This is a genomic window from Tistrella bauzanensis (assembly GCF_014636235.1).
Lineage (GTDB): Bacteria > Pseudomonadota > Alphaproteobacteria > Tistrellales > Tistrellaceae > Tistrella > Tistrella bauzanensis.
Window position 1 is genome coordinate 13,660 of record NZ_BMDZ01000055.1, and the last position, 25,177, is coordinate 38,836.

27 protein-coding genes and 3 pseudogenes are annotated in these 25,177 nt (G+C 65.7%); 16 read left to right on the plus strand and 14 right to left on the minus strand.

The features are described from left to right. The first annotated feature begins 214 nt into the window (after positions 1-214). The 10 genes from IEW15_RS19060 (at position 215) to IEW15_RS19105 (ending at position 11,047) form a co-directional block, all read left to right on the plus strand. Positions 215-1,396: an ABC transporter substrate-binding protein gene (locus IEW15_RS19060; protein ID WP_188580878.1), complete on the plus strand. Its 1,182-nt coding sequence runs from the start codon at positions 215-217 to the stop codon at positions 1,394-1,396. A 72-nt stretch (positions 1,397-1,468) separates the two neighbouring features. After that, complete coding sequence (locus tag IEW15_RS19065; RefSeq protein WP_188580880.1) at positions 1,469-2,326, plus strand: branched-chain amino acid ABC transporter permease; 858 nt, start codon at positions 1,469-1,471, stop codon at positions 2,324-2,326. Beyond that, positions 2,323-3,279, plus strand: a complete 957-nt coding sequence (locus IEW15_RS19070; RefSeq protein WP_229708323.1) for a branched-chain amino acid ABC transporter permease — start codon at positions 2,323-2,325, stop codon at positions 3,277-3,279. The genes IEW15_RS19065 and IEW15_RS19070 overlap by 4 nt, the downstream gene beginning before the upstream one ends. Further along, positions 3,276-4,025: an ABC transporter ATP-binding protein gene (locus IEW15_RS19075; RefSeq protein WP_188580881.1), complete on the plus strand. Its 750-nt coding sequence runs from the start codon at positions 3,276-3,278 to the stop codon at positions 4,023-4,025. Before IEW15_RS19070 ends, IEW15_RS19075 begins: the two co-directional genes overlap by 4 nt. Beyond that, positions 4,022-4,723: an ABC transporter ATP-binding protein gene (locus IEW15_RS19080; RefSeq protein ID WP_188580883.1), complete on the plus strand. Its 702-nt coding sequence runs from the start codon at positions 4,022-4,024 to the stop codon at positions 4,721-4,723. The genes IEW15_RS19075 and IEW15_RS19080 overlap by 4 nt, the downstream gene beginning before the upstream one ends. Positions 4,724-4,732: 9 nt before the next feature. Beyond that, complete coding sequence (locus tag IEW15_RS19085) at positions 4,733-5,965, plus strand: thiolase family protein (RefSeq protein WP_188580885.1); 1,233 nt, start codon at positions 4,733-4,735, stop codon at positions 5,963-5,965. 9 nt (positions 5,966-5,974) lie between these two features. Then, positions 5,975-7,525 (plus strand): AMP-binding protein, encoded by a 1,551-nt coding sequence (locus tag IEW15_RS19090; RefSeq protein ID WP_188580887.1) that lies wholly within the window; start codon positions 5,975-5,977, stop codon positions 7,523-7,525. A 9-nt stretch (positions 7,526-7,534) separates the two neighbouring features. Beyond that, a complete protein-coding gene (locus tag IEW15_RS19095) occupies positions 7,535-9,043 on the plus strand; it encodes a class I adenylate-forming enzyme family protein (protein ID WP_188580889.1) in 1,509 nt (502 codons plus the stop codon). 16 nt (positions 9,044-9,059) lie between these two features. Further along, a complete protein-coding gene (locus tag IEW15_RS19100) occupies positions 9,060-10,241 on the plus strand; it encodes a lipid-transfer protein (RefSeq protein ID WP_188580891.1) in 1,182 nt (393 codons plus the stop codon). 20 nt (positions 10,242-10,261) lie between these two features. Next, on the plus strand, positions 10,262-11,047 hold the full coding sequence (locus IEW15_RS19105; RefSeq protein WP_229708324.1) for an SDR family NAD(P)-dependent oxidoreductase: 786 nt from the start codon (positions 10,262-10,264) through the stop codon (positions 11,045-11,047). Positions 11,048-11,123: 76 nt separating this feature from the next. Here the strand turns inward: IEW15_RS19105 and IEW15_RS19110 are convergent, their stop codons facing one another. From IEW15_RS19110 to IEW15_RS19140, 7 genes are all read right to left on the minus strand, one after another. Further along, positions 11,124-12,581: an amidase gene (locus IEW15_RS19110; RefSeq protein ID WP_188580895.1), complete on the minus strand. Its 1,458-nt coding sequence runs from the start codon at positions 12,579-12,581 to the stop codon at positions 11,124-11,126. 43 nt (positions 12,582-12,624) lie between these two features. Further along, positions 12,625-13,317, minus strand: a complete 693-nt coding sequence (locus IEW15_RS19115; protein ID WP_188580897.1) for an ABC transporter ATP-binding protein — start codon at positions 13,315-13,317, stop codon at positions 12,625-12,627. Further along, on the minus strand, positions 13,311-14,081 hold the full coding sequence (locus tag IEW15_RS19120; protein ID WP_188580899.1) for an ABC transporter ATP-binding protein: 771 nt from the start codon (positions 14,079-14,081) through the stop codon (positions 13,311-13,313). Before IEW15_RS19120 ends, IEW15_RS19115 begins: the two co-directional genes overlap by 7 nt. Next, complete coding sequence (locus IEW15_RS19125; protein WP_188580901.1) at positions 14,078-15,097, minus strand: branched-chain amino acid ABC transporter permease; 1,020 nt, start codon at positions 15,095-15,097, stop codon at positions 14,078-14,080. Before IEW15_RS19125 ends, IEW15_RS19120 begins: the two co-directional genes overlap by 4 nt. Positions 15,098-15,101: 4 nt before the next feature. Then, positions 15,102-15,962, minus strand: a complete 861-nt coding sequence (locus tag IEW15_RS19130; RefSeq protein ID WP_188580903.1) for a branched-chain amino acid ABC transporter permease — start codon at positions 15,960-15,962, stop codon at positions 15,102-15,104. A 97-nt stretch (positions 15,963-16,059) separates the two neighbouring features. Next, positions 16,060-17,265, minus strand: coding sequence for an ABC transporter substrate-binding protein (locus IEW15_RS19135; protein WP_188580930.1), 1,206 nt, complete (start codon positions 17,263-17,265; stop codon positions 16,060-16,062). 170 nt (positions 17,266-17,435) lie between these two features. After that, complete coding sequence (locus tag IEW15_RS19140) at positions 17,436-18,224, minus strand: FadR/GntR family transcriptional regulator (protein ID WP_188580905.1); 789 nt, start codon at positions 18,222-18,224, stop codon at positions 17,436-17,438. Positions 18,225-18,391: 167 nt separating this feature from the next. On the opposite strand from IEW15_RS19140, the gene IEW15_RS19145 reads away from it, so the two are divergent. Genes IEW15_RS19145 through IEW15_RS19170 form a run of 6 tightly spaced genes read left to right on the plus strand, consistent with a single transcriptional unit; the run spans position 18,392 to position 20,078 of the window. Then, a complete protein-coding gene (locus IEW15_RS19145) occupies positions 18,392-18,580 on the plus strand; it encodes a DUF3008 family protein (protein WP_188580907.1) in 189 nt (62 codons plus the stop codon). Positions 18,581-18,618: 38 nt separating this feature from the next. Continuing rightward, a complete protein-coding gene (locus tag IEW15_RS19150) occupies positions 18,619-18,804 on the plus strand; it encodes a hypothetical protein (RefSeq protein ID WP_188580909.1) in 186 nt (61 codons plus the stop codon). Between the two features lie 12 nt (positions 18,805-18,816). Next, positions 18,817-19,011: a hypothetical protein gene (locus IEW15_RS19155; protein ID WP_188580911.1), complete on the plus strand. Its 195-nt coding sequence runs from the start codon at positions 18,817-18,819 to the stop codon at positions 19,009-19,011. A 50-nt stretch (positions 19,012-19,061) separates the two neighbouring features. Continuing rightward, positions 19,062-19,280, plus strand: a complete 219-nt coding sequence (locus IEW15_RS19160) for a hypothetical protein (RefSeq protein WP_188580913.1) — start codon at positions 19,062-19,064, stop codon at positions 19,278-19,280. A 40-nt stretch (positions 19,281-19,320) separates the two neighbouring features. Next, the gene (locus IEW15_RS19165; protein WP_188580915.1) at positions 19,321-19,569 is read left to right on the plus strand and encodes a hypothetical protein; all 249 of its coding nucleotides are present in this window, start codon (positions 19,321-19,323) and stop codon (positions 19,567-19,569) included. Next, positions 19,566-20,078, plus strand: a complete 513-nt coding sequence (locus tag IEW15_RS19170) for a CinA family protein (protein ID WP_188580917.1) — start codon at positions 19,566-19,568, stop codon at positions 20,076-20,078. The genes IEW15_RS19165 and IEW15_RS19170 overlap by 4 nt, the downstream gene beginning before the upstream one ends. A gap of 36 nt (positions 20,079-20,114) precedes the next feature. Here the strand turns inward: IEW15_RS19170 and IEW15_RS26790 are convergent. The 7 genes and pseudogenes from IEW15_RS26790 to IEW15_RS19205 all read right to left on the minus strand — a co-directional run. After that, positions 20,115-20,348 (minus strand): annotated as a pseudogene (locus IEW15_RS26790) (metal ABC transporter permease); the annotation flags it as partial. Beyond that, positions 20,342-20,977: pseudogene (locus IEW15_RS19180) on the minus strand (ATP-binding cassette domain-containing protein); the annotation flags it as partial. The pseudogenes IEW15_RS19180 and IEW15_RS26790, both read right to left, overlap by 7 nt. Positions 20,978-21,036: 59 nt before the next feature. Beyond that, positions 21,037-21,177, minus strand: a pseudogene (locus IEW15_RS26610) (metal ABC transporter substrate-binding protein); the annotation flags it as partial. A 55-nt stretch (positions 21,178-21,232) separates the two neighbouring features. Then, the gene (locus tag IEW15_RS19190) at positions 21,233-21,658 is read right to left on the minus strand and encodes a hypothetical protein (RefSeq protein ID WP_188580921.1); all 426 of its coding nucleotides are present in this window, start codon (positions 21,656-21,658) and stop codon (positions 21,233-21,235) included. After that, positions 21,655-22,206, minus strand: coding sequence for a recombinase family protein (locus IEW15_RS19195; protein WP_023804258.1), 552 nt, complete (start codon positions 22,204-22,206; stop codon positions 21,655-21,657). The genes IEW15_RS19190 and IEW15_RS19195 overlap by 4 nt, the downstream gene beginning before the upstream one ends. A 154-nt stretch (positions 22,207-22,360) precedes the next feature. Further along, complete coding sequence (locus IEW15_RS19200) at positions 22,361-23,257, minus strand: tetratricopeptide repeat protein (RefSeq protein ID WP_229708326.1); 897 nt, start codon at positions 23,255-23,257, stop codon at positions 22,361-22,363. 21 nt (positions 23,258-23,278) lie between these two features. Beyond that, positions 23,279-25,177 (minus strand): Tn3 family transposase (locus tag IEW15_RS19205; protein ID WP_229708327.1); only part of this gene is annotated, 1,899 nt, incomplete at its 5' end.

Consider the following 25,177-nt stretch of genomic DNA (forward strand, 5'->3'; position numbering starts at 1 on the left):
GACAGAAGGCTCATCCCGTTGAAAAGCGGGTGTTTTGAGGCGCGCGGTTCCAACCGGGAGACTGGGTGGCACAGGTGACGATCAATTGGCCGAAACTGACAGCTCCTATCATGCCTGCGTATAAGTCGACGGCAGACGCCTGTGGATGATCCCGGGCGCCGGCTCTCGCTCATGTCAGGCGGATCGTTCGAGGGTTACATCCCTGGGAGGAAACATGAAACGCCGAGATTTTCTGCGCGTGGCCGGTGCTGCGGCTCTTGCCACCACGCTGCCTGTGCCGATGCTGCGCGCCAGGACGATGGACGAGTTCCATATCGCCGCCATTCTCGCCTTTTCGGGGGCCTATGGTCTGATCGGCAAGGACATGCGCAAGGGCGCCGAACTCGCCGTCGCACAGCGCGGCGGCAAGGTGCTGGACAAGCCGATCCGCTTCACCTGGGAGGATGACGAGACCAAGCCGCAGCCCGCGGTGCAGAAGGCCAGCCGCCTGCTGGCGGAAGGCGCGCAGATGATGTTCGGCGCGGTCGGCTCGGCCTCGACGCTGGCGCTGCAAAGCCTGTCGACCCAGCGCAAGGTGCCCCATCTCGTCACCATCTCGGCCGATGACGCGATCACCGAGCGGGGCGGCGCACCCTATTCCTTCCGGACGTCGAACACGCTCGGCATGGAAATCAAGATGTCGATGGAGTTCGTCAAGTCGCGCGGGCTGAAGAAGATCTATGCGGTGACGGCCGATTATCAGGCGACGCGCAGCAGCTTCGAGCAGTTCGCGGAGATGGCGAAGGCCGCCGGGGTCGAGATCGTCGGCAATGATTACGCGCCGCTGGGCAACCGCGATTTCTCGGTGATCATCGACAAGATGGCGCGATCCGACGCCGACGGTATCGCGGTCATGGCCACCGGCAATGACGGCATCACCTTCGTCAAGCAGGCCGGGCAGGTCGCGCTGGGCAAGGACAGGGTGATCTTCGGCCCGGTGCTGCAGGACGACGTCTTTGCCGCCGCGACCGGGCCGGCCGCGCTGGGGGTGAATTCCGGCGTGCGCTATCATTACAGCCTCGACAATCCGGCAAACAATGCCTTCGTCGATGCCTATCGAGACGCGCATGGCGCGTTTCCGTCGAGCTTCGCGGGCGAAGCCTATGACGGGCTACGCTGGTGGCTGGACGTGGTGGAACAGACCGACAGCTGGGACGCAGATGTCTGGGTCAAGGCCTTCGCGAATAGCGTCTATGAGAACTCGGTCGAGGGCCGCAAGGAGATGCGCGCCTGCGACCATCAGGCCTCGCAGGTCGGGCTCTGGGGCGAGGTGGTCAAGGGCGAGGCACCGATGCCGGAACTGACCATGAAGATCACCGAAATCTTCCCGGCCGACCGCCTGTTCGACGCCTGTTGAACGGACGGACGCATCTGGGCGGCGGCGGGCTTCGGGTCCGTCGCCCGTCTGCTGTTTCGGGATGGTGCGGATATGTCCACGATCATTATCGGGCTGAGCCTGAGCTTTCTTCTGTTTCTGCTGTCGGCGGGTCTGACGCTGATCTTCGGCATGCTGGGTGTGATCAACTTCGCCCATGGCGCGCTGTACATGCTGGGCGCCTATGCCAGCTTTCAGATCGTCCAGACGACCGGATCGTTCTGGTTGGGGCTGCTTATGGCGCCGGTGGTCATCGCGGGGTTGGGCGCGCTGATCGAGATGTCGACGCTGAAGCGGGTCTATTCCCGCGACCATATCTTCCAGTTGTTGCTGACCTTCGGCCTGATCCTGGTGATCGATGACGCGACCAAGCTGATCTGGGGCCTGGACTATAAGCAGGTGCCGACGCCCGACCTGCTGTCGGCGCCGGTGGCCCTGTTCGGCAGCCAGATTCCGGCCTATCGGCTGTTCGTCATCGTCTTTGGCGCCGCGGTGTCGCTGGGGCTGTTCCTGCTGCTCGACCGCAGCAAGTGGGGCATGATCATCCGCGCGGCCAGTTCGGACCCCGACATGGCGCGGACGCTGGGCATCGACGTGAACCGGGTCCGCACCGGCGTCTTCGCGCTGGGATCTTACCTTGCGGCGCTTGGCGGCGCGATCACGGCACCTCTGGTGCCGATCGAGCTGGGCATGGGGTTCAGCGTGATCATCGACTGTTTCGTCGTGGTCATCATCGGCGGGCTGGGCAATATCCGCGGCGCGATCTTCGCGTCGCTGCTGCTGGGAATGACCCGGGCCGCCGGCTATACCTATGCCACCGAATGGGTCGAACTTCTGACCTTCGCCCTGCTGATCGGAACGCTGATGTTCCGCCCCGCGGGCCTGTTCAGCTATAAGGGGCGCGCGGCATGACACGCAGAGCCATGGGCCGGATGCTGATGGCCCTGATCGTCGCGGCGATGATCGCCGTGCCGTTCGTTCTGCCCGGCGAGCAATGGGTGAACCTGGTCAGCCTGATCCTGATCTGGGCGTTGTTCGCCATCGGCTTCGATCTGGTCTTCGGCGTGACCGGGATGCTGTCGTTCGGGCATGCGGCGCTGCTGGGAACCGGCGGCTATACCATGACCGTGCTGATGCTGAGCTATCAGGTCAGCTTCCTGCCCGCGCTGGCCGCCGCCGCCCTGGGCGGCGCGCTGCTGGCCTTCGCCATGGGGTTGTTCGCGCTTCGGGTGTCGGGCCTGTTCTTCGCGCTGCTGACGCTGGCGCTGGCGCAGATGATGTACATCCTGGCCTCGAACAAGCTGCGCGCCATCACCGGCGGGCTGGACGGGATCGCCGGCGTGCCGCGCCCCGACCTGTTCGGCATCGATTTCTACGACAACCGCAACTATTACGGCTTCATCGTCGTGGTCTTCCTGATCGGCCTTGCGATCATGGCCCTGCTGCGGGCGTCGCCCTTCGGCCGGGCGCTGCGGGCGGTGCAGGCCAACGACACCCGCGCGGCACAGCTTGGCTATAACGTGCACGCCCTGCGGCAGCAGGCCTTCGTGGTGTCGGGCGCCTATGCCGGCGTGGCGGGCGCGCTGCTGGCCTCGCTGATGTTCTATATCAGCCCGCAGATGCTGCATTGGAGCACGTCCGGCGACGTGCTGATCATGACCGTTCTGGGCGGTAAGGGCACCCTGCTGGGGCCGATCCTGGGTGTCGCGGTATTCGAGCTGCTGAAGGAGGAACTGAGCCAGGTCACGCAATACTGGTATGGCATCCTGGGGCTGATCTTCATCCTGGCGACCATCTTCCTGCGCAATGGCATCGCCGGGCTGTTCGACGGCGCCCGCGACCGCGACGAGGGGGGCGCGCCATGACCGCGGGCTCGCTGAGTTGCGAGAACATCCAGGTGTCGTTCGGCGGGCTGAAGGCGGTCAACGACGTCACTCATGATTTCAAGCCGGGGCGGCTTTACGGGCTGATCGGGCCGAACGGCGCGGGCAAGACCACGCTGATGAACGCGCTCTCGGGCCACGCCGCCTTGAGCGGCGGGCGTGTCCGGCTCGACGGCCGGGACGTGACGCATCTGTCGGTGCACCGGCGCACGCGCAGCGGGCTGGGGCGCAGTTTCCAGATCACCAAGATCTTCGCAGGCATGTCGGTGCTGGAAAATCTTCAGATCGCGGCCTTCGCCCATCGCTATCGGTTGCAGCCCTTCTGGCTGCCGGCCAGCCGGTTCACGGCGGTGCGTGAACAGGCCGAACGGGTGCTGGAAGAGGTGGGGTTGACCGCGCTGGCGCATCGGCCGGCCGAATATCTGTCGCATGGCGACCAGCGCGCGCTGGAAGTGGGGTTGTCGCTGTTGAGCGAGCCGCGGGTGCTGCTGCTGGACGAACCGCTGGCGGGGGTCGGGCATGATCAGCTCGACCGGGCGATCGGCCTGATCAGGCAGATCGTGAAGGGCCGCACCGTGCTGCTGATCGAGCACAACATGGATGTGGTGATGCAGGTCTCGGACGAGATCGTGGTGATGGTGCAGGGCCAGTTGCTGGCCTCGGGCAGCCCTGGGGATATCCGCGCCAATCCGGCGGTGCGGGCGGCCTATCTGGGAGACGAGGCATGACGCTGCTGGCACTGGAGGGCTGCGATGTCTTCTATGGCAAGGCGCAGGCCCTGCACCACGTGTCGCTGGGGATCGAGCCGGGCGAGGTGGTGTCGCTGATCGGACGCAACGGCGCGGGCAAGAGCACCATTCTGAAAACCATGATCGGCCTCAACCGCGCGACCGGAGGGCGGCGGCTGTGGAAGGGCGGCGACGTGACCGCGCTGCGCCCGGACCAGCTCGGCCGGCTGGGCATCGCCTATGTGCCCGAGGACCGGCGGATCTTCTCCAATCTGTCGGTGGACGAGAACCTGCGCATCGCCACGGTGATGGGCCGGAAGGGCGGCTGGAACGCGGCCCGGGTCCACAAGCTGTTTCCGGTGCTGCGCGAGCGGGCGGCCCAGCCCGGCGACACGTTGTCGGGTGGCGAGCAGCAGATGCTCGCCATCGCGCGCGGGCTGCTGACCAACCCCGAGGTGCTGCTGCTGGACGAGCCGACCGAAGGGCTGGCGCCGCTGATCGTCGATCAACTGGTTGAGGCGATGCGCCTGATCAACGCCGAGGGCATGGCGCTGTTGCTGGTTGAGCAGAACCTGCGCGTGCCGATGAAGCTGGCCCACCGGCAATATGTGATCGACCACGGCGCCATCCGGTGGACCGGGACGACCGCCCAGTTGCAGGCCAACCGCGACGACATCGAAAAACTGATCAGCCTTTGAGGGAACGACATGGAAAAGACGTATATCGTCGGAGTCGGGATGTCGCATTTCGGGCGCTTCCTGAACCGCAGCCTGGCCGACCTCACCGGTGACGCGGTAACCGAGGCGCTGGCCGATAGCGGGCTTACGCCGGGCGACGTCGGGGCGGCCTATTTCGCCAACGCCTCGCAAGGCGTGGTCGAGGGCCAGCATCTTGTGCGTGGCCAGCTTGCCCTGCGCAGGCTGGGGTTTCAGAACCTGTCGATCACCAATGTCGAGAATGCCTGCGCCAGCGGCAGCACCGCGCTGAACGCGGCGGTGGCCTATATCGCCTCAGGGCAGGGCGATGTGGCGCTGGCCGTGGGCGCGGACAAGATGAACGCGCCCGATCGTGCCCTGTCCTTCGCCATCTTCGACGGCGCCTGGGACGTCAGCGACGTCAAGGGCCAGATCGCGCGGCTGGAACGGCTGGGACAGGCGATGCAGCCGCCGGAGCGCGCGGTGGAACCGGGTCAGCGCAGCGTGTTCATGGATGTCTATGCGGCGCTCGCGCGGTTCCACATGGGCAGCTTCGGCACCACCCAGGCGGATATCGCGCAGGTCGCGGCCAAGAACCACAGCCATTCGGTGCTGAACCCCAAGGCGCAATATCGCACGGCGATGACGGTGGACGAGGTGCTGGCCGCGCGCGAGATTTCCTGGCCGCTGACCCTGCCGATGTGCGCGCCGATCAGCGATGGCGCGGCGGCGGCGATCGTGGTTTCCGAGAAGAAGGCGCGGCAGATGGGCCTGACCCGGGCGGTGCGGATCGCCGCCAGCGTGCAGGCCGCCGGCTCGGACCGGGCGCCCGAAGATCTCGACCGCCATATCTGCCGGAGGGCAGTGGACCGGGCCTATGAGCTGTCGGGGATCGCGCCCGAGGATGTCTCGGTGGTTGAGGTGCACGATGCGACCGCCTTCGCCGAATTGCAGCAGGCCGAACTTCTGCGGCTGTGCCCGATGGGCGAGGGTGGGCGGCTCGCCGCCTCGGGTGCGACCACCCTTGGCGGGCGCATTCCGATCAATGTGTCGGGTGGGCTCGAATCGCGCGGCCATCCGATCGGGGCGACCGGTCTGGCGCAGATCTACGAACTGGTCACGCAGTTGCGGGGTGAGGCCGGGCCGCGCCAGGTTGAGGGCGCGCGCGTCGGGCTCGCCGAGAACGGCGGCGGTTTCCATGGATACGAGGAAGCGGTGGCGGTGATCACGCTGCTGCAACGATAGGAGGGCCTCATGCGCTTGATCGACTTTTTCGACCGGGGTGTCTGGATCAACCCTGACCGCGTCTGCCTGGAGGATGACGAGGTCAGCCGGCGCTATCGCGACGTGCAGACGCGCAGCTTCCGCTTTGCCAACGCCATCGCCGCCGAGGGGTTCGGCCCCGGGCGCATGGCTGGCATCTACAGCCCCAACTGTGTGAGCGGATTCGAGGCGATGCTGGGTCTGTTCCGCTCCGGCACCGTCTGGGTGCCGGTGAACGCAAAGAACGGCATCGACGAGAACGCCTATATCCTCGATCACAACGACGTCGAGATCCTGTTCTATCACAGCAGCTTCGAACCTGTGCTGGACCGGATCAAGGCGCTGTGCCCGAAGATCCGGCGGTTCATCTGCCTCGACCGGGCGGGGTCGGCGGGGCCCTGGCTGGAAGACTGGCTGGCCGATGCCGCCGACACCGATCCGGATGTGAAGCTGGGGCCGGACGATCTGGTCGGCATTCTCTCGTCGGGCGGGACCACGGGGCGGCCCAAGGGAATCATGCTGACCCAGATGAACTGGGGCACGATGATCGCCAATTTCTATGCCGGTCTGGATGCTGGCCCCGCGCCGGTGCACCTGCTGGTCACGCCGATGACCCATGCCGCCGGGCTGATGGCGGTTGTCCTGATGGCGGCCGGCGCGCGCAACATCATTCTGCCGGGGTTCGATGCGGCGCGGGTGCTCGACACGATCGCGCGTGAGGAGGTCACCCATCTTTTCCTGCCGCCGACGGCGATCTACATGTTGCTCTCGGAGCCGGGGATCGAGGATCGCAGCTTCCCGTCGCTGCGCGGCTTCATCTATGCGGCGGCGCCGATGGCCGTCGACAAGTTGCGGCAGTGCCTGAAGATCTTCGGTCCGGTGATGATGCAGAGCTTCGGCCAGGCCGAATCGCCGATGTTCTGCGCGCTGTTGACGCCCGAGGACCATCTGGTGCTGGGCGATCCGGCGCGCGAACACCGCCTCGCCAGTTGCGGACGGCCGACATTGCTGACGCCGGTGGCGATCATGGATGATGACGGCAAGCTGATGGCCCGGGGCGCGCGTGGCGAGATCGTGGTGCGCGGCAATCTGGTGATGAAGGGGTATTACAAGAACCCCGAGGCGACGGCCGACGTCTCGCAGCATGGCTGGCATCACACCGGCGACGTCGGATATCTGGACGCGGACGGTTATCTCTACATCGTCGACCGCAAGAAGGACATGATCATCTCGGGCGGGTTCAACGTCTATCCGTCGGAGGTGGAACAGGTGATCTGGGCGCATCCCGCCGTGCAGGATTGCGCGGTGATCGGGGTGCCCGACGAGAAATGGGGCGAGGCGGTCAAGGCGGTGATCGAACTCAAGCCGGGCGCCCGGCTGGACCCCGACGAGATCATCCGCATCTGCAAGCAGCAACTCGGCAGCGTGAAGGCACCGAAATCGGTGGCGATCTGGGACGAGCTGCCGCGCAGCCCCGTGGGCAAGGTGCGCAAGAAGGACATCCGGGATGTCTTCTGGCAGGGCCAGGCGCGGAAGATCTGAGGGCGTGACATGAATATCTCCGAACTTCTGGCGCAATCCGCCCGAACCTTCGACGACCGGCCCGCGGTCTGCCTGGGCGGTGCGACAGTTTGCACCTATGCCGGGCTGCGCGATCGCGCTGCCGCGCTGGCAGCCGGCCTGCGCGCGCGGGGCGTGCCCCGGGGCGGGCGTGTCGTGATCTATATGGGCAATCGCCCGGAATATTTCGAGATGCTGTTCGGCATCTGGGCGGCGGGCTGTGTCGCGGTGCCGGTCAACGCCAAACTGCATCCGGCCGAGGTGGAGTATGTCCTGTCGAACAGCGGCGCCAGCCTGCTGTTCACCGACAAGGCCGGAGAGATGGCCGGTTTCGCCGGAACGGTCGCTGTCGATGGTGCCGTTTATGCGGCATTGATGGCCGGGCCGGCCGCCTTTGCTCCGGCACGGGTCGCGCCCGAGGATCCCGCCTGGATCTTCTATACCTCCGGCACCACCGGCCGGCCCAAGGGCGCGGTGTTGAGCCACCGCAATCTCTGGGCGATGACGGCAAGCTTTCTGGCCGATATCGGCCCGGTCACGGAAGACTCGGCAGCCCTGCATCCGGCGCCGCTGTCGCATGCGGCGGGCCTGTTCGCGCTGCCCTTCGTGCGGCGGGGTGCCGCCAACGTGGTGCCGGAAAGCGGCGGGTTCGATCCCGACGAACTGGTGGCGCTGCTGCACCGCTTTCCGCGGTCGTCCTTCTTTGCCGCGCCGACGATGCTCAATCGCTTCATCGCCTGTCCGGCGCTGGATGAGAGCGCGATCGCCAATCTCGATCTGATCTTCTGCGGCGGCGCGCCGATCTATGTCGAGGATCTGCGCCGGGCGCTCGGCCTGCTGGGGCCGCGCATCTGGATCGGCTATGGCCAGGGTGAGGTGCCCTGCACGATCAGCTATCTGCCGCGGCACGTCCTGGGGGTGGACACGCCCGATAGCTGGCTCGGCTCGGTCGGCATCGCCCGCACCGGTGTTACCGTCCGCGTGGTCGACGACGCCGGCGCCGACTGCGCGCCCGATATGCCGGGCGAGGTGATCGTGTCCGGTGACGTGGTGATGTCCGGTTATTGGCAGAACCCTGAAGCCACCGCCTCGGCCCTGCGCGATGGGTGGCTCTATACCGGCGATATCGGCAGTCTCGACGCACAAGGCGTGCTGACGCTTAAGGACCGGTCCAAGGATGTGATCATCTCGGGCGGGTCGAACATCTATCCCCGCGAGGTCGAGGAGGTGCTGTTGCGTTATCCCGGCGTCACTGAGGCCAACGTGACGGGCCGCCCGCATGCCGACTGGGGCGAAGAGGTCGTGGCCTTCGTGGTCGCCGAGGACGGGGTGACCGCCGAGGCGCTGGACCGGTTCTGCCTGGAGCGGATCGCCCGGTTCAAACGCCCGAAATCCTATCGTTTCGTCCCGTCGCTGCCGAAAAGCAGCTACGGCAAGATCCTGAAGACCGAACTGCGCCGGATGCTGGCCGAGACCGAGCCGGCCTCGAAGACGCTTTGACCCAAGGAGGCGTGACATGACCACACTCATTGCCGGCGTCGGCATGATTCCCTTCGCAAAGCCCGGCGCCTCGGCGCCCTATGACGCCATGGGCGAGGCGGCGATCCGTCTGGCGCTCGACGATGCCGGGATCAGGTTCGAGGCCGTGGAGCAGGCCTATGCCGGCTATGTCTATGGCGACAGCACCAGCGGCCAGCGGGTGATCTATCGCGTCGGCATGACCGGCATTCCCATCGTCAACGTGAACAACAACTGTTCCAGCGGCTCGACCGCGCTGTTCCTGGCGCGGCAGGCGGTGGAAAGCGGCGTGGCCGATTGCGTGCTGGCGGTGGGGTTCGAACAGATGACGCCGGGCGCGCTGGGCACGGTGTTCACCGACCGGCCCTCGCCGCTCGGTGAATTCGACGCGGTCACCGATGCGCTGATCGGCGCGTCGGATCTGCCGATGACGCTGAAATACTTCGGCGGCGCGGGCAAGGCGCATATGGAGCGCTATGGCACCCGGCTTGAAACCTTCGCGGCCATCCGTGCCAAGGCCAGCCGCCATGGCGCGCGCAACCCGCTGTCGGTGTTCCGCCGGGAGATGAGCGTCGAGGAGGTAATGAACGCCCAGACCATCTGGCCCGGGGTGATGACCCGCCCCATGGCCTGCCCGCCGACCTGTGGTGCCGCGGCGGCGCTGGTGGTGTCGGAAGACTTCGCCCGGCGCAACGGGCTGGACGCGACGGTGCGCATCCGGGCGCAGGCGATGACCACCGACCGTCCCGGCAGCTTCGACAGCCGCGACATGATCGAGGTGGTCGGCGCCGATCTGACGCGCAAGGCGGCGCGGACGGTTTATGAGGCGGCGGGTATCGGGCCTGAGGATATCGACGTGATCGAACTGCACGACTGTTTCGCCCAGAACGAACTGATCACCTATGAGGGGCTGGGCCTTTGCGGCGAGGGCGAAGCCGAGAAATTCGTCATGGACGGCGACAACACCTATGGCGGCCGCTACGTCACCAACCCCTCGGGCGGGCTGCTGTCGAAAGGCCATCCGCTGGGCGCGACCGGGTTGGCCCAGTGCTATGAACTGACGCAGCAATTGCGCGGCCGCGCCGGGGACCGGCAGGTCGAGGGCGCGCGGCTGGCGTTGCAGCACAATCTGGGGCTTGGCGGCGCGGCGGTCGTGACCCTTTACGAAGCCGGCGCATGATGGCGGGGGGAGACGGGATCATGGAATATGGCGTTGCCCTGGTGACGGGGGCCGGCTCAGGGATCGGGCAGGGGGTGGCGATACGGCTGGCCCGGCTTGGCGCCCGGGTCGTCGTCACCGATATTTCCGAGGCGGGTATTGATGAGACCCTTCGCCTGATTGCTGTGGACGGCGGCAAGGCGATGGGCCAGCGGCTCGACGTCGCCGACGCGGCCTCGGTCGAGGCGGCCTTCGCCGCCGCCGAGGCCTGGGACAAGCCTGTCGATGTGCTGGTCAACAACGCGGGTATCGCGTCGCTGCATGCCTTCCTCGACTTTCCGGCCGAGGACTGGACCCGGGTGATGACGGTCAATGTCACCGGCACCCTGCTCTGCGCACAACGTGCCGGGCGCGCGATGGTGCGGCAGGGCTATGGCCGGATCGTCAACATCGCCTCGGTCAGCGGCATCCGCGCCGGGGTGGGACGGACGGCCTATGGCACCTCGAAGGCGGCGATGATCGGGCTGACCCGCCAGATGGCGCTGGAGCTTGGGCCTTACGGGGTCACCGCAAACGCCGTCGCGCCCGGCCCGATCGTCACCCCGCTGACGCAGGCGAATTATACCGAGGCGACGGTCGCGGCGTTTCTGCCGATGATTCCGGCCCGACGCATGGGCCAGTCCTCGGATATCGCCGCCGCGGTCGCCTATCTCGCCGGTCCCGAGGCCGGCTATGTCAATGGCGATGTGCTGGTGGTTGATGGTGGCTATGTCGCGGCCGGGGTGACCCAGACCGGGAATCTCGATATGTCGGCAAGCGGCGGATAACAAGCGGCCAGGCTCCGCGAACCTGCCGGGGATGTGATGTGTCCTCAGGGGGGTCGCGGAGCGGGCCATGCGGATACTACCGAGCCTCCAGATCCTCGACCGGTGCTGCCGGGAAGCGGGGCGGGCGGGCGGATTCGAAGGCGTGGGCGGCGCGGAACACCAGATCGTCGCGGAAGCGCGGCCCCACGATGTGCAGGCCCACCGGCATGCCGTCATCGCCGAAACCGCATTGCACCGATGCCGCCGGCTGCTGGGTGAGGTTGAACGGATAGCTGAACGGCGTCCACTGCATCCAGTGCTCCAGCCCCGATCCGGGCGGCACGTCGTGGCCGACGGCGAAGGCGGTGATGGGCAGGGTCGGGGTGATCAGCAGGTCGTAGGTGCGGTGGAAGGCTGCCATCCGCTCGCCCAGCGCCACCCTGGCATCGACCGCGCGCAGATAGTCGACCGTGCCGACGCCGGCACCCAGCTCCGCCACCCGGCGCAGGCCCGGATCGACCAGCGCGCGCTGATCGGGGGCCATATTGGCCAGGATCTTGGCGGCACCGGTGAACCAGTGGGCGTTGAAGATCTCAAGCGGGTCGTCGAAGCCCGGATCGACCTCGTCGATGATCGCCCCCAGATCGGCCAGCACCGCCACCGCCGCATCCACCGCGCGCGCGACATCGGGATTGACCGACACATAACCCAGCGTCCGGCTATAGGCGATGCGCAGGCCGCGGATGCCGCGTTCCAGCGACAGTGTCCAGTCCTGCGTTATCGGCGCGCCCATATACCAGTCGCGGTCATCGGGCTGGCCGACCACGGTCATCATCAGCGCGCTGTCGGCGATGGTGCGGGTCATCGGCCCCAGATGCGAGGTGGTGCCCATGGCGCTGGCCGGCCATTGCGGGATGATGCCGAAGGTGGGCTTGATGCCGGCGGTGCCGGTGAAGGCGCAGGGGATGCGGATCGACCCGCCGGCATCGGAACCCTGATGCAGCACGCCCATGTTCAATGCCGCCGCCGCCCCGGCGCCGCCGCTGGAGCCGCCGGCGGTGGTGGCGGTGTTCCACGGGTTGCGGGTGATGCCGGTCAGCGGGCTGTCGGTGACACCCTTCCAGCCGAATTCCGGTGTTGCGGTCTTGCCCAGGATCACGGCGCCCGCCGCGCGCATATGGGCGGTGAACGGCGCGTCGACATCCCACGGGCCGTCGGCCGCGATGGTCTTCGATCCCTTGCGGGTCGGCCAGCCGCGGGTGAAGGTCAGATCCTTGATCGAGGACGGCACGCCATCGACCGGCCCTGCCGGCGCGCCTGCCATCCAGCGGGCTTCCGAGGCGCGGGCATCGGCCATGGCCGCGTCCTCATCGACCAGCACATAAGCGTTGACCGCGTGATTGAACCGGCTGATCCGGTCCAGTGCCGCGCGTGTCGCCTCAACCGGCGAGGCGGCCTTGCGGCGATAGAGCCTGAGCAGATCGCCGGCACCCAGCGTGCCGAGATCGGTTGCATCCGGAGCGACGGGAGCCGGCACGACAGGATGTTCGGACATGGGGTATGACCTTCTTCTCGTTGGCGGACAGTGGCTACAGTGGCTATTGGCTGAGGGCGAGATAGCGGTCGCGCACCGCCCGGTCGGCCTTGAAGGCCTGTGCGCTGCCGGTATAGACGATCCGGCCCTGTTCCAGAATGTAATGACGATCGGCCAGCGCCTCGCAGACCGCCAGATTCTGCTCGACCAGCAGCACCGGCATGCCGCTTTCGCGGATCGCCTTCAGGATCCGGACGATCTCGTCGACGATCACCGGCGCCAGACCCTCGGTGGGCTCGTCCAGCAACAGGATGCGCGGATTGTTGACCAGGGCGCGGGCCATGGCCAGCATCTGCTGTTCGCCGCCCGACAGCGCCCGGCCGCCATTGCGGCGGCGTTCGCGCAGCCGTGGGAACATGGCATAGACATCGTCCAGCCCCCAGCGGCCGCCCTTGCGCAGTGCGATCTTCAGGTTTTCTTCAACCGTCAGCACGCCGAAGATGCCGCGATGCTCCTGCACCAGCGCCACCCCGCGCCGGGCGATTTCATAGGGTTCGCGGCCGCGCAGATCCTGATTGTCGAAGCTGATCCGGCCCGTGGTGGTGGTGATGCCGGCGATGCTGCGGAGCGTGGTGGTCTTGCCGGCGCCGTTGCGGCCGAGCAGAGTGACCAACTCGCCCGCCCGCACCTCCATGGTGACACCTTCCAGCACATGGCTTTTGCCGTAATAGGCGTGGACGTCGTCGAGCGTCAGCATGCCCCCGCCTCCCCCAGATAGGCGCTGCGGACCCGGTCGTCATTGCGCACCAGATCGGGCGGACCTTCCACCAGAACCCGGCCCTGATGCATCACCGTGATCACGTCGCTGATCGACATCACGATGCTCATATTATGCTCGATGAGCATCACGGTGTAGTCGCGACCAAGCTCGCCAATCAGCCGGGTCATCACCGGGATATCGTCGATGCCCATGCCGGATGTGGGTTCGTCGAGCAGCAGCAGCTTCGGCCGCGCGGCCAGCGCCATGCCCACTTCCAGCACCCGTTGCTGGCCATGCGACAACTCGCCCGCCGGCAGATGGGCGCGGCCGCCCAGTTGCAGGCGGTCGATGATCTCGTCGGCCACCTTCAGGTGATCGGGCCGCGACGTCACCGGTCGCCAGAAGGCCAGCGCCCGGGCGCCGTCGCGGCCCTGCGCCGCCAGCCTCAGATTCTCGCGCACGCTCAAGGTCTGGAACAGGCTGGTGATCTGGAACGAGCGCGACATGCCAAGCCCGACCCGCGCCTCCGGTGGCCGGTTGGTGATGTCGCGGCCGTCGAACGTCACCCGCCCGGCGGTTGGCCGGCGTTCCCCGGTCAGGCAGTGAAAGGTGGTGGTCTTGCCGGCGCCATTGGGGCCGATGATGGTGTGAATGGTGCCCTGGCGCACGGTCAGGTCCACACCATCCACCGCCTTGAACGCGCCATAGGCAAGCTCAAGCCCGGTGGTCTGCAACAGGATGTCGCCGGATGGCGCGGTCATGGCCGGTCCTCCGCCTTGGAACCGCTCTGGCGCTGGCGCCAGCGGTCGATCAAGCCCTCGATGCCGCCCCACAAGCCGCCGCGCATCACGATCACCACAGCGATCAGGGCAACGCCCAGCAGCAGATGCCAGCGCGGCCAGATCGCCGACAGCCAGTCGCCCAGCAGCACGATGCCGGCCGAACCCAGGATCGAGCCCAGCAGCGACCCGGTGCCGCCGATGATGGTCATGATCAGGATGTTTTCCGACATCGGCAGCTCGATGTTCGACAGCGGCGCGAAGTTGAGCAGCATGGCATAGAGCGCGCCGGCGATGCCGGTCAGCGCGCCGGAAATGGTGAAGGCCAGGATCTTGAACTGGCGGGTGTCGTAACCGACGGCGGCGGCGCGGTCGGTGTTCTCGCGGATCGCGACCAGGGTGCTGCCGAAGGGCGAGTTGATGATCCGCCGCGCGCCCACGAACATCGCCATATAGATCGCAGCGACGAAGCCATAGAAGGCGAGCGGCGAGGACAGATCGGCCAGCACGATGCCGGCGATGGCCAGGGGTGGGCGCGGCACGTCCAGCAGGCCGTTATCGCCGCCGGTCCAGTCGCTGAGGGTATAGGCGGCGAAATAGGCGAGTTGGGTGAAGGCGAGGGTAAGCATGACGAAATAGATGCCGGTGCGCCGGATCGCCAGCGTGCCGACCAGGGCCGCTGTCAGCGCGCCGCCGGCGCCGGCGATCAGCAGCGCGCCGATCAGCCCGATATCCAGATGGATCATGGCCAGCGACGCCAGATAGGCGCCGGTACCGAAGAAGATCGCCTGACCGAAGGACAGCAGCCCGGTATAGCCAAGCAGCAGGTTGCAGGCCAGCGCCGCCATGGCGAAGATCACGATCTCGGTGGCGAGCGTGGCCGATGGCAGCACCACCGGCAGAATGATGACCGCGGCCAGCGCCGCCAGGGTGATGCCGCTCAGGATGCGCGGGTTGCGTATCGATGACGCGGTCGTATCGCTCGACAGATGCGCCATGGCCTCAGGCCCTCCCGAACAGGCCATAGGGACGCCACAGGATCACGGCGGCCATGGCGCCATAGATCATCAGGCTGGCCCCTTGCGGCCACAGGCTGGTCATCAGGCTTTGCACCAGACCGACCAGCAGGCTGCCGACCAGCGCGCCGGTGAACGAGCCCATGCCGCCGATCACCACCACCACGAAGGCGATGCCCAGCACCTCGGCGCCGATGAACGGATGGGCGCCGCGGATCGGCGCCGACAGCACCCCGGCAATACCGGCCAGCGCCACGCCGAGGGCGAAGGTCAGCGAGAACAGCCGGTAGATATTGGTGCCGAGCAGCGCCACCTGTTCGGGATTTTCCGATCCGGCCCGGACCAGCGCGCCGAAGCGGGTGCGTTCCAGCAGCAGCCACAGCGCCAGGCCGATCACCGCCGCGAAGGCGATCATGAACAGCCGGTATTCCGGATAGGCGAAATTGCCGAAGCGGACCACGCCGCGCAGCATCTCGGGCACCGGCACGCTTTTGCCGACTGGGCCCCAGATCATGATCGCGCTTTCCTGGATGATCAGCGCGATGCCCAGCGTGATCAGGATCTGGAAGGTGTGGGGCAGGTGATAGACCCGCTTGATCAACGCCCGCTCGGTGACCCAGGCGATGGCACCCACCACCAGCGGCCCCGCGACCAGAGCCAGCCAGAAATTGCCGGTCAGGCTGACGGCGGTGTAGCAGACATAGGCGCCGACCAGAAAGAAGGCGCCATGGGCGAAGTTCACGAAATTGAGCAGACCGAAGATGATCGTCAGCCCCACCGAGATGAGGAAATAGATCATCCCCAGCCCCAGACCGTTCAGGATCTGGAACAGATAGACGTTGAGCATCGGGTGCCGCCTCTGACCGGAAAGCGGACGGGCGGCGGGGCGGTCATCCGGTGACCGCCCCGCCTGCCCGCCATGCGTCGTGCCGGCGTGGCGCCGGTCAGGCCATCTTGCAGGCGATGGCATCGCCTTCCGGGAACGACCGGCCGCTGCTGACGATCCGGGCCAGATCATCGTCATCGGCCCTGGCCGAGGCCGCCTTGCCCTTCAGCAGATAGTAATCCTTGATCACCTGATGGTCTTCGGCACGCACGGTCTCGGTGCCGGTCGGGCCTTCATAGGTCATGCCCGACAATGCTTTGCGCACGGCGGCGCCATCGGTGCTGCCGGCCGCCTTGATCGCGTCGAGGATGACCTTTGTGCCGATATAATCGGCCGCCAGCGGATAATTCGCGGTGATGCCATAGGCCTCGCGGACCTTTTTCACCAGCTCGACATTCATCGGGCTTTCGACCTGATGCCAGTACTGGGCGCCCAGATAGACATCCTCGATCACGTCCGAGCCCAGTTCCTGGAACTGGTCCAGACCCGCTGACCAGGCGAGCAGAATGGTCATCTGGCTCTTCAGGCCGAAATTCACCGCCTGACGCAGCGTGTTCGACGACTGGCCGCCGAAATTCAGGATCAGCAGCACATCCGGCGACTGGCCCATCGCATTGGTCAGATAGCCCGAGAATTCCTGCTCCTGCAGCGAGTGATAGCTGTTGCCAACATGCTCGATGCCCTTTTCGGCGAAGATCCGCTTGGCATTGGCGAGCAGGGCCTCACCGAAGACATATTGCGGGGTGATCGTGTACCAGCGCTTCGCGTTGGGCATCGCCTCGATCAGCGGCCGCACGGTCTGTTCGATCGCGCCATAGGTCGGCACCGACCAGCGGAAGGTGCCGGGGTTGCAGTCGCTGCCGGTCAGCTCGTCGGCGCCGGCCGGGGTCATGAACACGCCACCCGCCTGATTGACCTCCTTGCCGACCGCGAGTGCCGAGGACGACAATGTGCAGCCGTTGAAGAAGCGCGCGCCATCCTGCTGGATGGCTTCCTGCACCTTGCGCACCGCCTTGCCGGCATTGCCCTCGGTGTCGATGGTCTTATAGCTGGCGGGGCCGCCCAGCACGTCGCCATAGCTGCCGACGGCCAGCTTCGAGCCCATCTCGGCGAATTTGCCATAGCTGGCGAAACCGCCCGACATCGACTTGACGCCATGGATGGTGACGGGGTCTGCGGCGAAGGCGCGGCTGCGGATGATGGCCGGGGCGGCCAGAAGCGAGCCGGCGGCAAGGCCGGTCTTCAGAAAAGTGCGACGTTTCATGATCATGGGTCTGGGCCTCCATGTCCCGTGGATGGTCTTGTGCCCCGCGATGGGGGCTGGTTGTCGGACCGTCCGGCTTCTGGGGGATTTGTACAACCCGCAACGCTCCCCGCGCGGGCTGTGGCCGGATCGGTCGTCTGTGGTCTTCGGCGGTCAAGGCGCCGGGGTGGTCAGGCCGCCCCCGGCTCAAGCAGAAAGCGGCGGGCCACCTCGGCCTCCAGGGCGTCGAGATGGTCTTCGGCGTCGCACATGTGGTCGGTCATCAGCCGGCGGATCGCGTCTGCATCCGCGCGGCGATAGGCGTCGACGATCTGGCGGTGGTAATCGACATTGGCGGCGCCGAACTGGTGGCGTTCGGGCACATAGACCTTCTTCAACACCACCACATCGCGCAGCAACTCGTTCAGGAACCGGCCCAGGAAGCCATAGATCGGGTTCGGGCAGGCATCGGCCAGCACATTGTGGAACTCGATCTCGGCGATGCGCTGGACACGCTGTTCATCCTCGCTCACCGGCTCGTGGGCGCAGAGCGCGATGTTGTCCTCAAGCGCCGCGTAATCGGCGTCGGTCAGCCGGCCCACCGCCAGCACCGCGACCTCGGGCTCGATCAGCTTGCGCAGGGCATAGATCTGATGGCTGTCGGGATGCCGGAAATGCAGGAAATTGCGCAAGGCGCGCGAGGCGTGGTCATGGGTGGGCTCGGCCAGATAGGCACCGCCGCCGGGGCCTGTGCGGCTGACCACCAGCCCTTCCACCTCCAGCCCCTTCAGCGCCTCGCGCACCGTGGCCTTGGCGCAGCCATGTTCGGCGATCAGCTCGGCCTCGCCTGGCAGCCGGTCGCCGGGCTTCAGTTTTTCAGTGACGATGCGGCGCTTCACGTCCTCGACGATCAGCTCCGACAGCTTCTGGCGGCGGCGCAGGGTCTGGCTCTGGCTGCGTCGCGCCGGCGTCGCCGTCATGCATGGGCCTCCGTGTCACAGGCCGCCGAAGCGGCGATCGATGCTATTTATTATGATAATTAGGATCGAATTTCCCGGCCCCGTCAAGCGCCGGTGAAACCTTCGCGGCCGTCGGGTGTTGAAAGGCTGATGGCCGTCCACGGCCGACAGACGAAGGGTCATGAACCATGCCCGCGAAATCGAAAGCCCAGCAGAAAGCCGCCGGGGCCGCCTTGTCGGCCAAGCGTGGCGACACCAAGGTCAGTGACCTGAAGGGCGCGTCGAAATCGATGGTCAAGTCGATGAGCGAGAAAGAGCTGCACGACATGGCCGCGACCGACCGCAAGGGAAAGCCCGAGCACGCGTCGAAATCGTGATCGCGCCCGCCATGCCCCAACAGACCGGGAGCCTAGCAATGTCGAGCAAACTGCCGCCGGTGCCACCGGCCAATCGCAGCCCCAAGGGCACCGGTGAAGATCCGCATGTCTCCACCGATGATGCGCCCAAGGGCACGCATGGCGCGCCCAACCCCGACAAGCAGGGGCAGCAGGGCGCCAGCCGCCAGGGCACCACCCATCAAGGCTATCAGCAGGACCGCTGAGGGAGCCCGTCCATGTCCACGTCATCCAAAACCCCGGCCAGCATCCGCCAGGGCGGCCCCGGCGCCTCGCATGAGAACGCCAAGGCACCGCTGGCGGTTGAAAAGCCGCAGGCCGACCCTGAGAACCGCCATCGCAGCGGCGTCTCGGGCGGCGGCGGCGAGCGCGACCGCCATCACACGCACGAGCCGGCGAAGAAGGGCGGCTGAGCGGCCCCCGCCGGCCCGCGTTCCGGACACATCCACCGGAGGCAGACGACATGTCGAAACATCCCAAGACCGAACGGCCGAGCGATGCCGACCTGCGCGGCAACCCGATGATCGGCGGCAGCCGCGGCACCACCCGTGCCGGCGTCGATGCCAACGACCTGGCGCAGGATCAGGGCCGCAACACCATGGAGGGCGATGTCGGCAACGACACCACGCCCCAGGGCGGCATTTCCAAATCCCCGCAGGCCGACCGCACCACCCGGCGTTGATGCCGGCGTGGGGGATCAATCCAATCAGGGAGCCACCCCCGTGGCCAATGCAAGCAAGAAACACATCGGCGCGGGCGCCCAGGGCAAAGGCTCTGGCGCCGGTGCCATGACCGATCTGCCGCCCGAGGGCATCGAGGAAGGCAAGGTGTTGTCGAACCGCGACAAATCGCGCCATACCGACGCGCGCGGCCGCGATGGCAAGGCCATTCAGTCCGACCAGTATCAGGACAATGAGCACGACCAGCAGCCGGCGCCGGAGCCTGGCCGTGAGGGCGGAGCGCGGCAATGACCGAGACCGTGGCCCTGCCGGCCGATCTGGACGCACGGGTGCACCGGTTTCTGACGGCGGCCTGCGCCCGCAATCTCAGGCTGGCCACCGCCGAAAGCTGCACCGGCGGGTTGCTGGCATCGCTGTTCACCGATGTGCCGGGCTGTTCGCACGCCTTTGAACGGGGCTTCGTGGTCTATAGCAACGCCGCCAAGCACGAACTTCTGGGCGTGCCGCAGGCACTGCTGGACGATCCGGGGCCGGTGTCGGAACCGGTGGCGCGGGCGCTGGCCGAAGGCGCGCTGGCGCGGGCGATCGCGGATATCGCGGTCGCCACCACCGGCTTCGCCGGCGCCGGCGCACCCGGCGACGAACCCGGTCTGGTGCATGTGGCGGTGGCGGCCCGCAACCGCCCGACCTGCCATCGCCGCGTCAACTTCCCTGAAACCGATCGCGGCGGTGTGCGGCTGCGGGCCGTGGAATTGTCGCTGGATCTGTTGGAGGAGGTGCTGGACGGGTGGGGGCGATAGAGGAATTTCCGTTTGCCCTGGCTCACGAAAATTTCTCTAACTTATTGTTTCAGGTAGAATCTTCGCGTGCCGGATGGTGCCGGCGAAGGCCAGCACGAACCCGATCGAGAGCACGAGCACGGTGGTCGGCGCCGGCGCGCTGTCGACGAAGAACGACAGATAGACGCCGAGCAGCGATCCGGCGACGGCGATGCCGGTGGCGAGGAGCAGCATGGTGCTGAACCGGCGCGTCAGAAGGAAGGCGATGGCGCCAGGGGCGATGAGCATGGCGCCGGGACACTGCCCAGATTATGGGTCGAGATCAGCATGACGCGGCCCTCGTCGCGCAGCGCGCGCAGCAGCCGGATGATCTGGTCCTCGGTCTTGACGTCGACACCGGTGAAGGGCTCGTCGAGCAGGATGACCCGGCTGTCCTGGGCCAGCGCCCTGGCGAGAAACACGCGCTTTTTCTGGCCGCCGGAAAGCTCGCCGATCTGGCGCTTGCGGAACGCTGTCATGTCGACCCTGGCGAGCGCCGCCGCGACCGCCTCGCGGTCGGCCGCTCTGGGCCGGCGCATCATGCCCATCCGGCCATAGCGGCCCATCATGACCACATCCTCGACCAGCACCGGAAAATTCCAGTCGACCTCCTCGGCCTGCGGCACATAGGCGATCAGGTTGCGGCGCATCGCCGCGCCGACCGGCATGTCGAGCACCCTGATATCGCCGCGGGCGAGCCGGACGAAACCCATGATCGCCTTGAACAGGGTCGATTTTCCGGCGCCGTTCACCCCCACCAGCGCGGTGATGGTGCCGGTGGGGATCTGGAAACTGGCATCGCGGAGCGCGGTATGACCATCGCGATAGGTGACGGTGGCGCCGGTCACCGTGATGCCAGATTCTGTGATACCCGATCCCATGGCATCCGGTCCCGCCACATCCGGCCCCGCTTCGGCCATGGCCGCCGCAGCTTGCGCGTTCATGGCATCAACCCCCTGGCGATGGTGTCCGACGTGACGCGGAGCAGGTCGATATAGCTGGGCACCGGGCCATCGGCTTCGGTCAGCGAGTCGACATGGAGCACGCCGCCATATCTGGCGCCGGTTTCCCGTGCCACTTGGCCTAATCGGCCCGAAGCTGCGATTTTGGCCAAGTTGCGGAACAAGTGTAGAACATCATGACTTGCTCTGGGCTTGCAGCAACATGGCGACGTTTTCGGCGGTAAATTTGAAGCCCCGGCGGTCGGGAATGCGTTCGGCGGAGATAGGATATCGCGGCCGCTTGGGATCGATGCCGGTGATCCGGAACCGTTCGCTTCCGGTACTAAACTCGCGTCCGAGGTCCGAGGGAGCCAATCCGTAGCGTGCGGCCAGAAACTCGAACATGTCCTTCTCGAGATTGAATGCCGTGCCGTCGGAAGCGGGAACGCTGACACGGAACACGGGCTCGAAGGCAAACCCAGAGTCCAAGCCACGCCATCCGGCGCTCTCGATGACCAGCCCATGGTCCGCGGCGATTTTTTGACAAGCCTCGAGCATGCGGGATTGGACTTCTTCGCAGGCTGCGGGGATCAGGCGGGTTATGTGCTTGCCTTTGCTCATTCTGGTTCGCCTTTCCGCGCCTGGTAGACAGTTCCACGCGAGATGCCAAGATCGCGTGCGATCCGTGTCGGGCCGTGGCCCTCTTCCAGTCGGCGTATGATTTCAGCGCGGTCGATCTTCGGTGGCCGGCCTTTGTAGACGCCACGCTTTTTGGCGATGGTAATCCCCTCGGCCTGGCGCTCGCGCCGCAGATTGGTCTCGAACTCGGCAAAGACGCCGAGCATGTCAAAGAAGGCCTTGCCGGCGGCGGTCGAGGTGTCGACGGGCTGCTCGGTCGCGAACAAGTGCGCACCTTTGGCTTTGAGCCTGTCCACGATCACCTGAAGATCGCGCAGTGATCTGGCCAGCCGGTCGATGCGGGTGACGACGAGCGTCTCGCCGGCATGGATGAAGTCGAGAATCGTGTTGAGCTGCGGGCGGCCTGCCAGCGAGGCGCCGCTCTTCTGTTCCTCGCGAATGACGTCGCAGCCGGCGGTCTTGAGCGCGGCGATTTGCGCGGCAAGGTTCTGGTCGGTGGTGGAGGTGCGCGCGTATCCGATGCGGGTCATGCAAACTGTTCATTTTGGGTGTGCCAACGCGTAGCTTCGTTCAATATCCCATTCTGGGCCCAAAATAAACATGGCTTAGCGGCTGCGGCGTGTTCATTGCCGTTGTGCTGGCCGGGTATACCCAAATTGGAACACGACCATCAGTTGCGGGCAGTCAATTACGCCGTCTTCGTGGTTTCAGCTTTCTGGTAACTTCCGCCAGCCACACGATTGCGCCGGGAGTGGCCTGCCAGGCCTTGCCGTTTTCCTCGACGTAGTCAGCTGCCTCGTCTTCACCGCCTATGGTGATGTATCCATCCGTGGAGGCGACGAGAGGCTGCTTGCCGGACAGGACGCCCGGCACATGGCTGTTCGCGAGCCAGGCCTCCTCGGCAAGCTTCCCGGCATCCGGATCGTTTTCACGAAAGGCAAGAAGGGCCCGCGTGTAGAGCCATGCAGCAGCGCAATCGTCTTCGTACTGTTTGAGCAGCTTCCTCAGGGCCTTGATGTCGTCGCGTGCCAGCAAATGCCCGGCCAGCACGTAGCGGATGCCCTGATTGTCATTCGGATTGAGCTCGAGCATCTCGTGATAATGGTCGATGGCCTCCTGATGCCGACCAAGCCGCCAGAGTACGGCGGCAAGACCTGCTCGTGCCCGCATGTAGGGGCGCGTCTCGAGAAAACCCCAGAAGTGACCGGCATATTCCTCGAACCCTTCCGGTCGGAGCGCCTCTTCTCCGGCCTCGACGCCCTTCTGGTAGCAATCCAGCATTTCCTCGACGGAGTTGGCCTCTTCCTCCGCGAGCAACACATAAGCGTCGGCGCACAACGGCGAGATTTTGAGCGCTTTCCTGGCCAGCGCGATACGCTTGCTGCGACTGGTCGCTTCCCAGGCCTCATACATGACGTCTTGCGCGGCGTCGGTCGGGTCGCTCCCACGTTGTCCGCCGAAAAGACCTGTCATGAACCCCTCCATGCCGCGCCGGTCCGGCATCGGAGGCAGAGTATTGTTATTTTCCGGCTGCTTGGATTTCGCCACGGCCTTCTTTCGGGGCTTCTTCGATACAGGCATTTCTACATCCCCTTCGATGGGTCACGCCGCTTGTTTCTGCTCGAAATCGATCCGGCGATCCAGATCGAGATCGAAGCGGCCATAAGGATTGACATGGCCGTAGATCAGCGGGGTCAGGCCACGATAGTCTTCCGGCGTCAGCCGCGCCGCCCATTGCGGCTCGCTCAGTACAGACTGCATCATGCGCGTGTTCACATAAACCAGCGATGCCTGCAACAAATGCAGGGCCAGCGCTGAGATCTCCTGATCCTCCAGCCGGTTGGTGGCGATTTCGCCGCCCTTGCCGAAGAACACGAAGCTGGTGGCGCTGTTCCAGTTTTCGACCACGTTGAGGCCTTCGTGGATTTCGCGGCGAAACGACTCGTGACGCAGATACCGGCACAGGAAGATCGTCTTGATAGCCCGGCCAAGCTCGGCGAGTGCCTTGTAGGTCGGGTGCATCACCTCGGCGCGGGCAAAGCGACGCAGGATCGCTTCCGGATCGGCGATCCCGCTGTGCATGGCGGCGGCATATTTGACCATCTCGTCATATTGTTGCTCGATCTCCTCCCAGTTGATGATGCTGGAAAGAACCGGAAGCAGGTTGGGCAACTCAGCCCGCAGGCCTGCATATGGCAGCGCCAGTTTCTGCCGGGCGATCGCTTTCAGGCGCGGGGCGAGCTCAAATCCGAGCAGGTGACAGAAGGCGAAGCCGACGGCGCTTTGGCCATGGCTGTCGACATATTGCCTTTGGATCTCCATGTCGGTGCAATGCCGCAGCACGCCCTTGATCATCGATGCGACCTCCGAGGACGAACAGCGCTTGAGCTGCGAGAAAATGCAGGTCGAACCTTTTTCGACATGCCAGTAGATCATCACGCCGCGTCCGCCATAGCGGACATGCCATTCGGTCATCACATTGCCGTCCCAAGCGCCGAACTTCTTTGAGTCCGACGCGCAGGCCGTGCCGGCCTCGCCCCAGATGGCGGTGTTGCGGATCGCCAGCGTCGCATTGGCGACGCGCCCGCAGGCCGCCTCCAGCGCGTCGCGATGGATGAAGCGCCGTCCGACATGAAGTAGTTCCTCGTAGCTGACATCCGGGCATCCGGCTGCGACGCGCTTCAGACCGGCATTCGTGCCCAATCCGTAAAGGCACAAGATCAGGCGTCGATCGAGCGCACCGCGGGAAAGCGTCACGCGGGAGGCCGATGTTTCAAAGGCGTCCAGAAAGCCGGTGTCGAGCGCCGTCTCCTTCAAGACATCCAGCAGTTCCGTCATCGGCCAGCGCCGCCCGATCTCGGTCTTGACCGATTGAAGGCCCTGCGGTTCCGGCAGCGGCTGGAATGGCGTGATCGAGATGCGGTTTTCGCCACGCCAGAGAATGCGCACCTTGTCGTTGCGCGGGATTTCGGCGTTCAGCAGCCGCAGTTCCCGCTCGAGCTCGGCCCGGATCTGGTGCGTGAAGGTCCGCGCGTCCGGCGTCAGGTTCAGGGCACCATAGTAGGCCGCGCGCCTAGCCTCGAAATCCTTGGGCAGATCATCATCCGGATTGCGATAGCGATCCGCGCCGACTACCCAGATTTCCTTCGCCCGGATGCGGTCACGCAACTGGCTGAGCACACAGAGTTCATAGCTGATCCGGTTGATGCGCCCGTCCTTGCCGATGATCGCGCTGCGCCATTTCGGCGGGATGACACCCTCGATCGGCACGCCATTCCGCGGCACGGCGCGGCATCCGGTATCGAAAGCTCGCCTGATCCAGTCCAATGCCTCCAGCACCGGCCGATGCACAGCGTTGTTCGAACGAAATTCCAGAACCGAAAGCAGCCTCGGCAGGATTCTTCTATAGTGATTGGCATAGGAGCCTGTTGCAGAATGGGTCTTCGGAATGTGTCGCGATCGCAGTGAGATCCGCCCTTGAGCCTGCGGCCGGCGCCTGAT

Bases quoted from the DNA above. Each gene is read 5' to 3' on its own strand.
- IEW15_RS19060 (WP_188580878.1), top strand. From the start codon at position 215: ATGAAACGCCGAGATTTTCTGCGCGTGGCCGGTGCTGCGGCTCTTGCC.
- IEW15_RS19065 (WP_188580880.1), top strand. From the start codon at position 1,469: ATGTCCACGATCATTATCGGGCTGAGCCTGAGCTTTCTTCTGTTTCTG.
- IEW15_RS19070 (WP_229708323.1), top strand. From the start codon at position 2,323: ATGACACGCAGAGCCATGGGCCGGATGCTGATGGCCCTGATCGTCGCG.
- IEW15_RS19075 (WP_188580881.1), top strand. From the start codon at position 3,276: ATGACCGCGGGCTCGCTGAGTTGCGAGAACATCCAGGTGTCGTTCGGC.
- IEW15_RS19080 (WP_188580883.1), top strand. From the start codon at position 4,022: ATGACGCTGCTGGCACTGGAGGGCTGCGATGTCTTCTATGGCAAGGCG.
- IEW15_RS19085 (WP_188580885.1), top strand. From the start codon at position 4,733: ATGGAAAAGACGTATATCGTCGGAGTCGGGATGTCGCATTTCGGGCGC.
- IEW15_RS19090 (WP_188580887.1), top strand. From the start codon at position 5,975: ATGCGCTTGATCGACTTTTTCGACCGGGGTGTCTGGATCAACCCTGAC.
- IEW15_RS19095 (WP_188580889.1), top strand. From the start codon at position 7,535: ATGAATATCTCCGAACTTCTGGCGCAATCCGCCCGAACCTTCGACGAC.
- IEW15_RS19100 (WP_188580891.1), top strand. From the start codon at position 9,060: ATGACCACACTCATTGCCGGCGTCGGCATGATTCCCTTCGCAAAGCCC.
- IEW15_RS19105 (WP_229708324.1), top strand. From the start codon at position 10,262: ATGGAATATGGCGTTGCCCTGGTGACGGGGGCCGGCTCAGGGATCGGG.
- IEW15_RS19110 (WP_188580895.1), bottom strand. From the start codon at position 12,581: ATGTCCGAACATCCTGTCGTGCCGGCTCCCGTCGCTCCGGATGCAACC.
- IEW15_RS19115 (WP_188580897.1), bottom strand. From the start codon at position 13,317: ATGCTGACGCTCGACGACGTCCACGCCTATTACGGCAAAAGCCATGTG.
- IEW15_RS19120 (WP_188580899.1), bottom strand. From the start codon at position 14,081: ATGACCGCGCCATCCGGCGACATCCTGTTGCAGACCACCGGGCTTGAG.
- IEW15_RS19125 (WP_188580901.1), bottom strand. From the start codon at position 15,097: ATGGCGCATCTGTCGAGCGATACGACCGCGTCATCGATACGCAACCCG.
- IEW15_RS19130 (WP_188580903.1), bottom strand. From the start codon at position 15,962: ATGCTCAACGTCTATCTGTTCCAGATCCTGAACGGTCTGGGGCTGGGG.
- IEW15_RS19135 (WP_188580930.1), bottom strand. From the start codon at position 17,265: ATGAAACGTCGCACTTTTCTGAAGACCGGCCTTGCCGCCGGCTCGCTT.
- IEW15_RS19140 (WP_188580905.1), bottom strand. From the start codon at position 18,224: ATGACGGCGACGCCGGCGCGACGCAGCCAGAGCCAGACCCTGCGCCGC.
- IEW15_RS19145 (WP_188580907.1), top strand. From the start codon at position 18,392: ATGCCCGCGAAATCGAAAGCCCAGCAGAAAGCCGCCGGGGCCGCCTTG.
- IEW15_RS19150 (WP_188580909.1), top strand. From the start codon at position 18,619: ATGTCGAGCAAACTGCCGCCGGTGCCACCGGCCAATCGCAGCCCCAAG.
- IEW15_RS19155 (WP_188580911.1), top strand. From the start codon at position 18,817: ATGTCCACGTCATCCAAAACCCCGGCCAGCATCCGCCAGGGCGGCCCC.
- IEW15_RS19160 (WP_188580913.1), top strand. From the start codon at position 19,062: ATGTCGAAACATCCCAAGACCGAACGGCCGAGCGATGCCGACCTGCGC.
- IEW15_RS19170 (WP_188580917.1), top strand. From the start codon at position 19,566: ATGACCGAGACCGTGGCCCTGCCGGCCGATCTGGACGCACGGGTGCAC.
- IEW15_RS19190 (WP_188580921.1), bottom strand. From the start codon at position 21,658: ATGAGCAAAGGCAAGCACATAACCCGCCTGATCCCCGCAGCCTGCGAA.
- IEW15_RS19195 (WP_023804258.1), bottom strand. From the start codon at position 22,206: ATGACCCGCATCGGATACGCGCGCACCTCCACCACCGACCAGAACCTT.
- IEW15_RS19200 (WP_229708326.1), bottom strand. From the start codon at position 23,257: ATGCCTGTATCGAAGAAGCCCCGAAAGAAGGCCGTGGCGAAATCCAAG.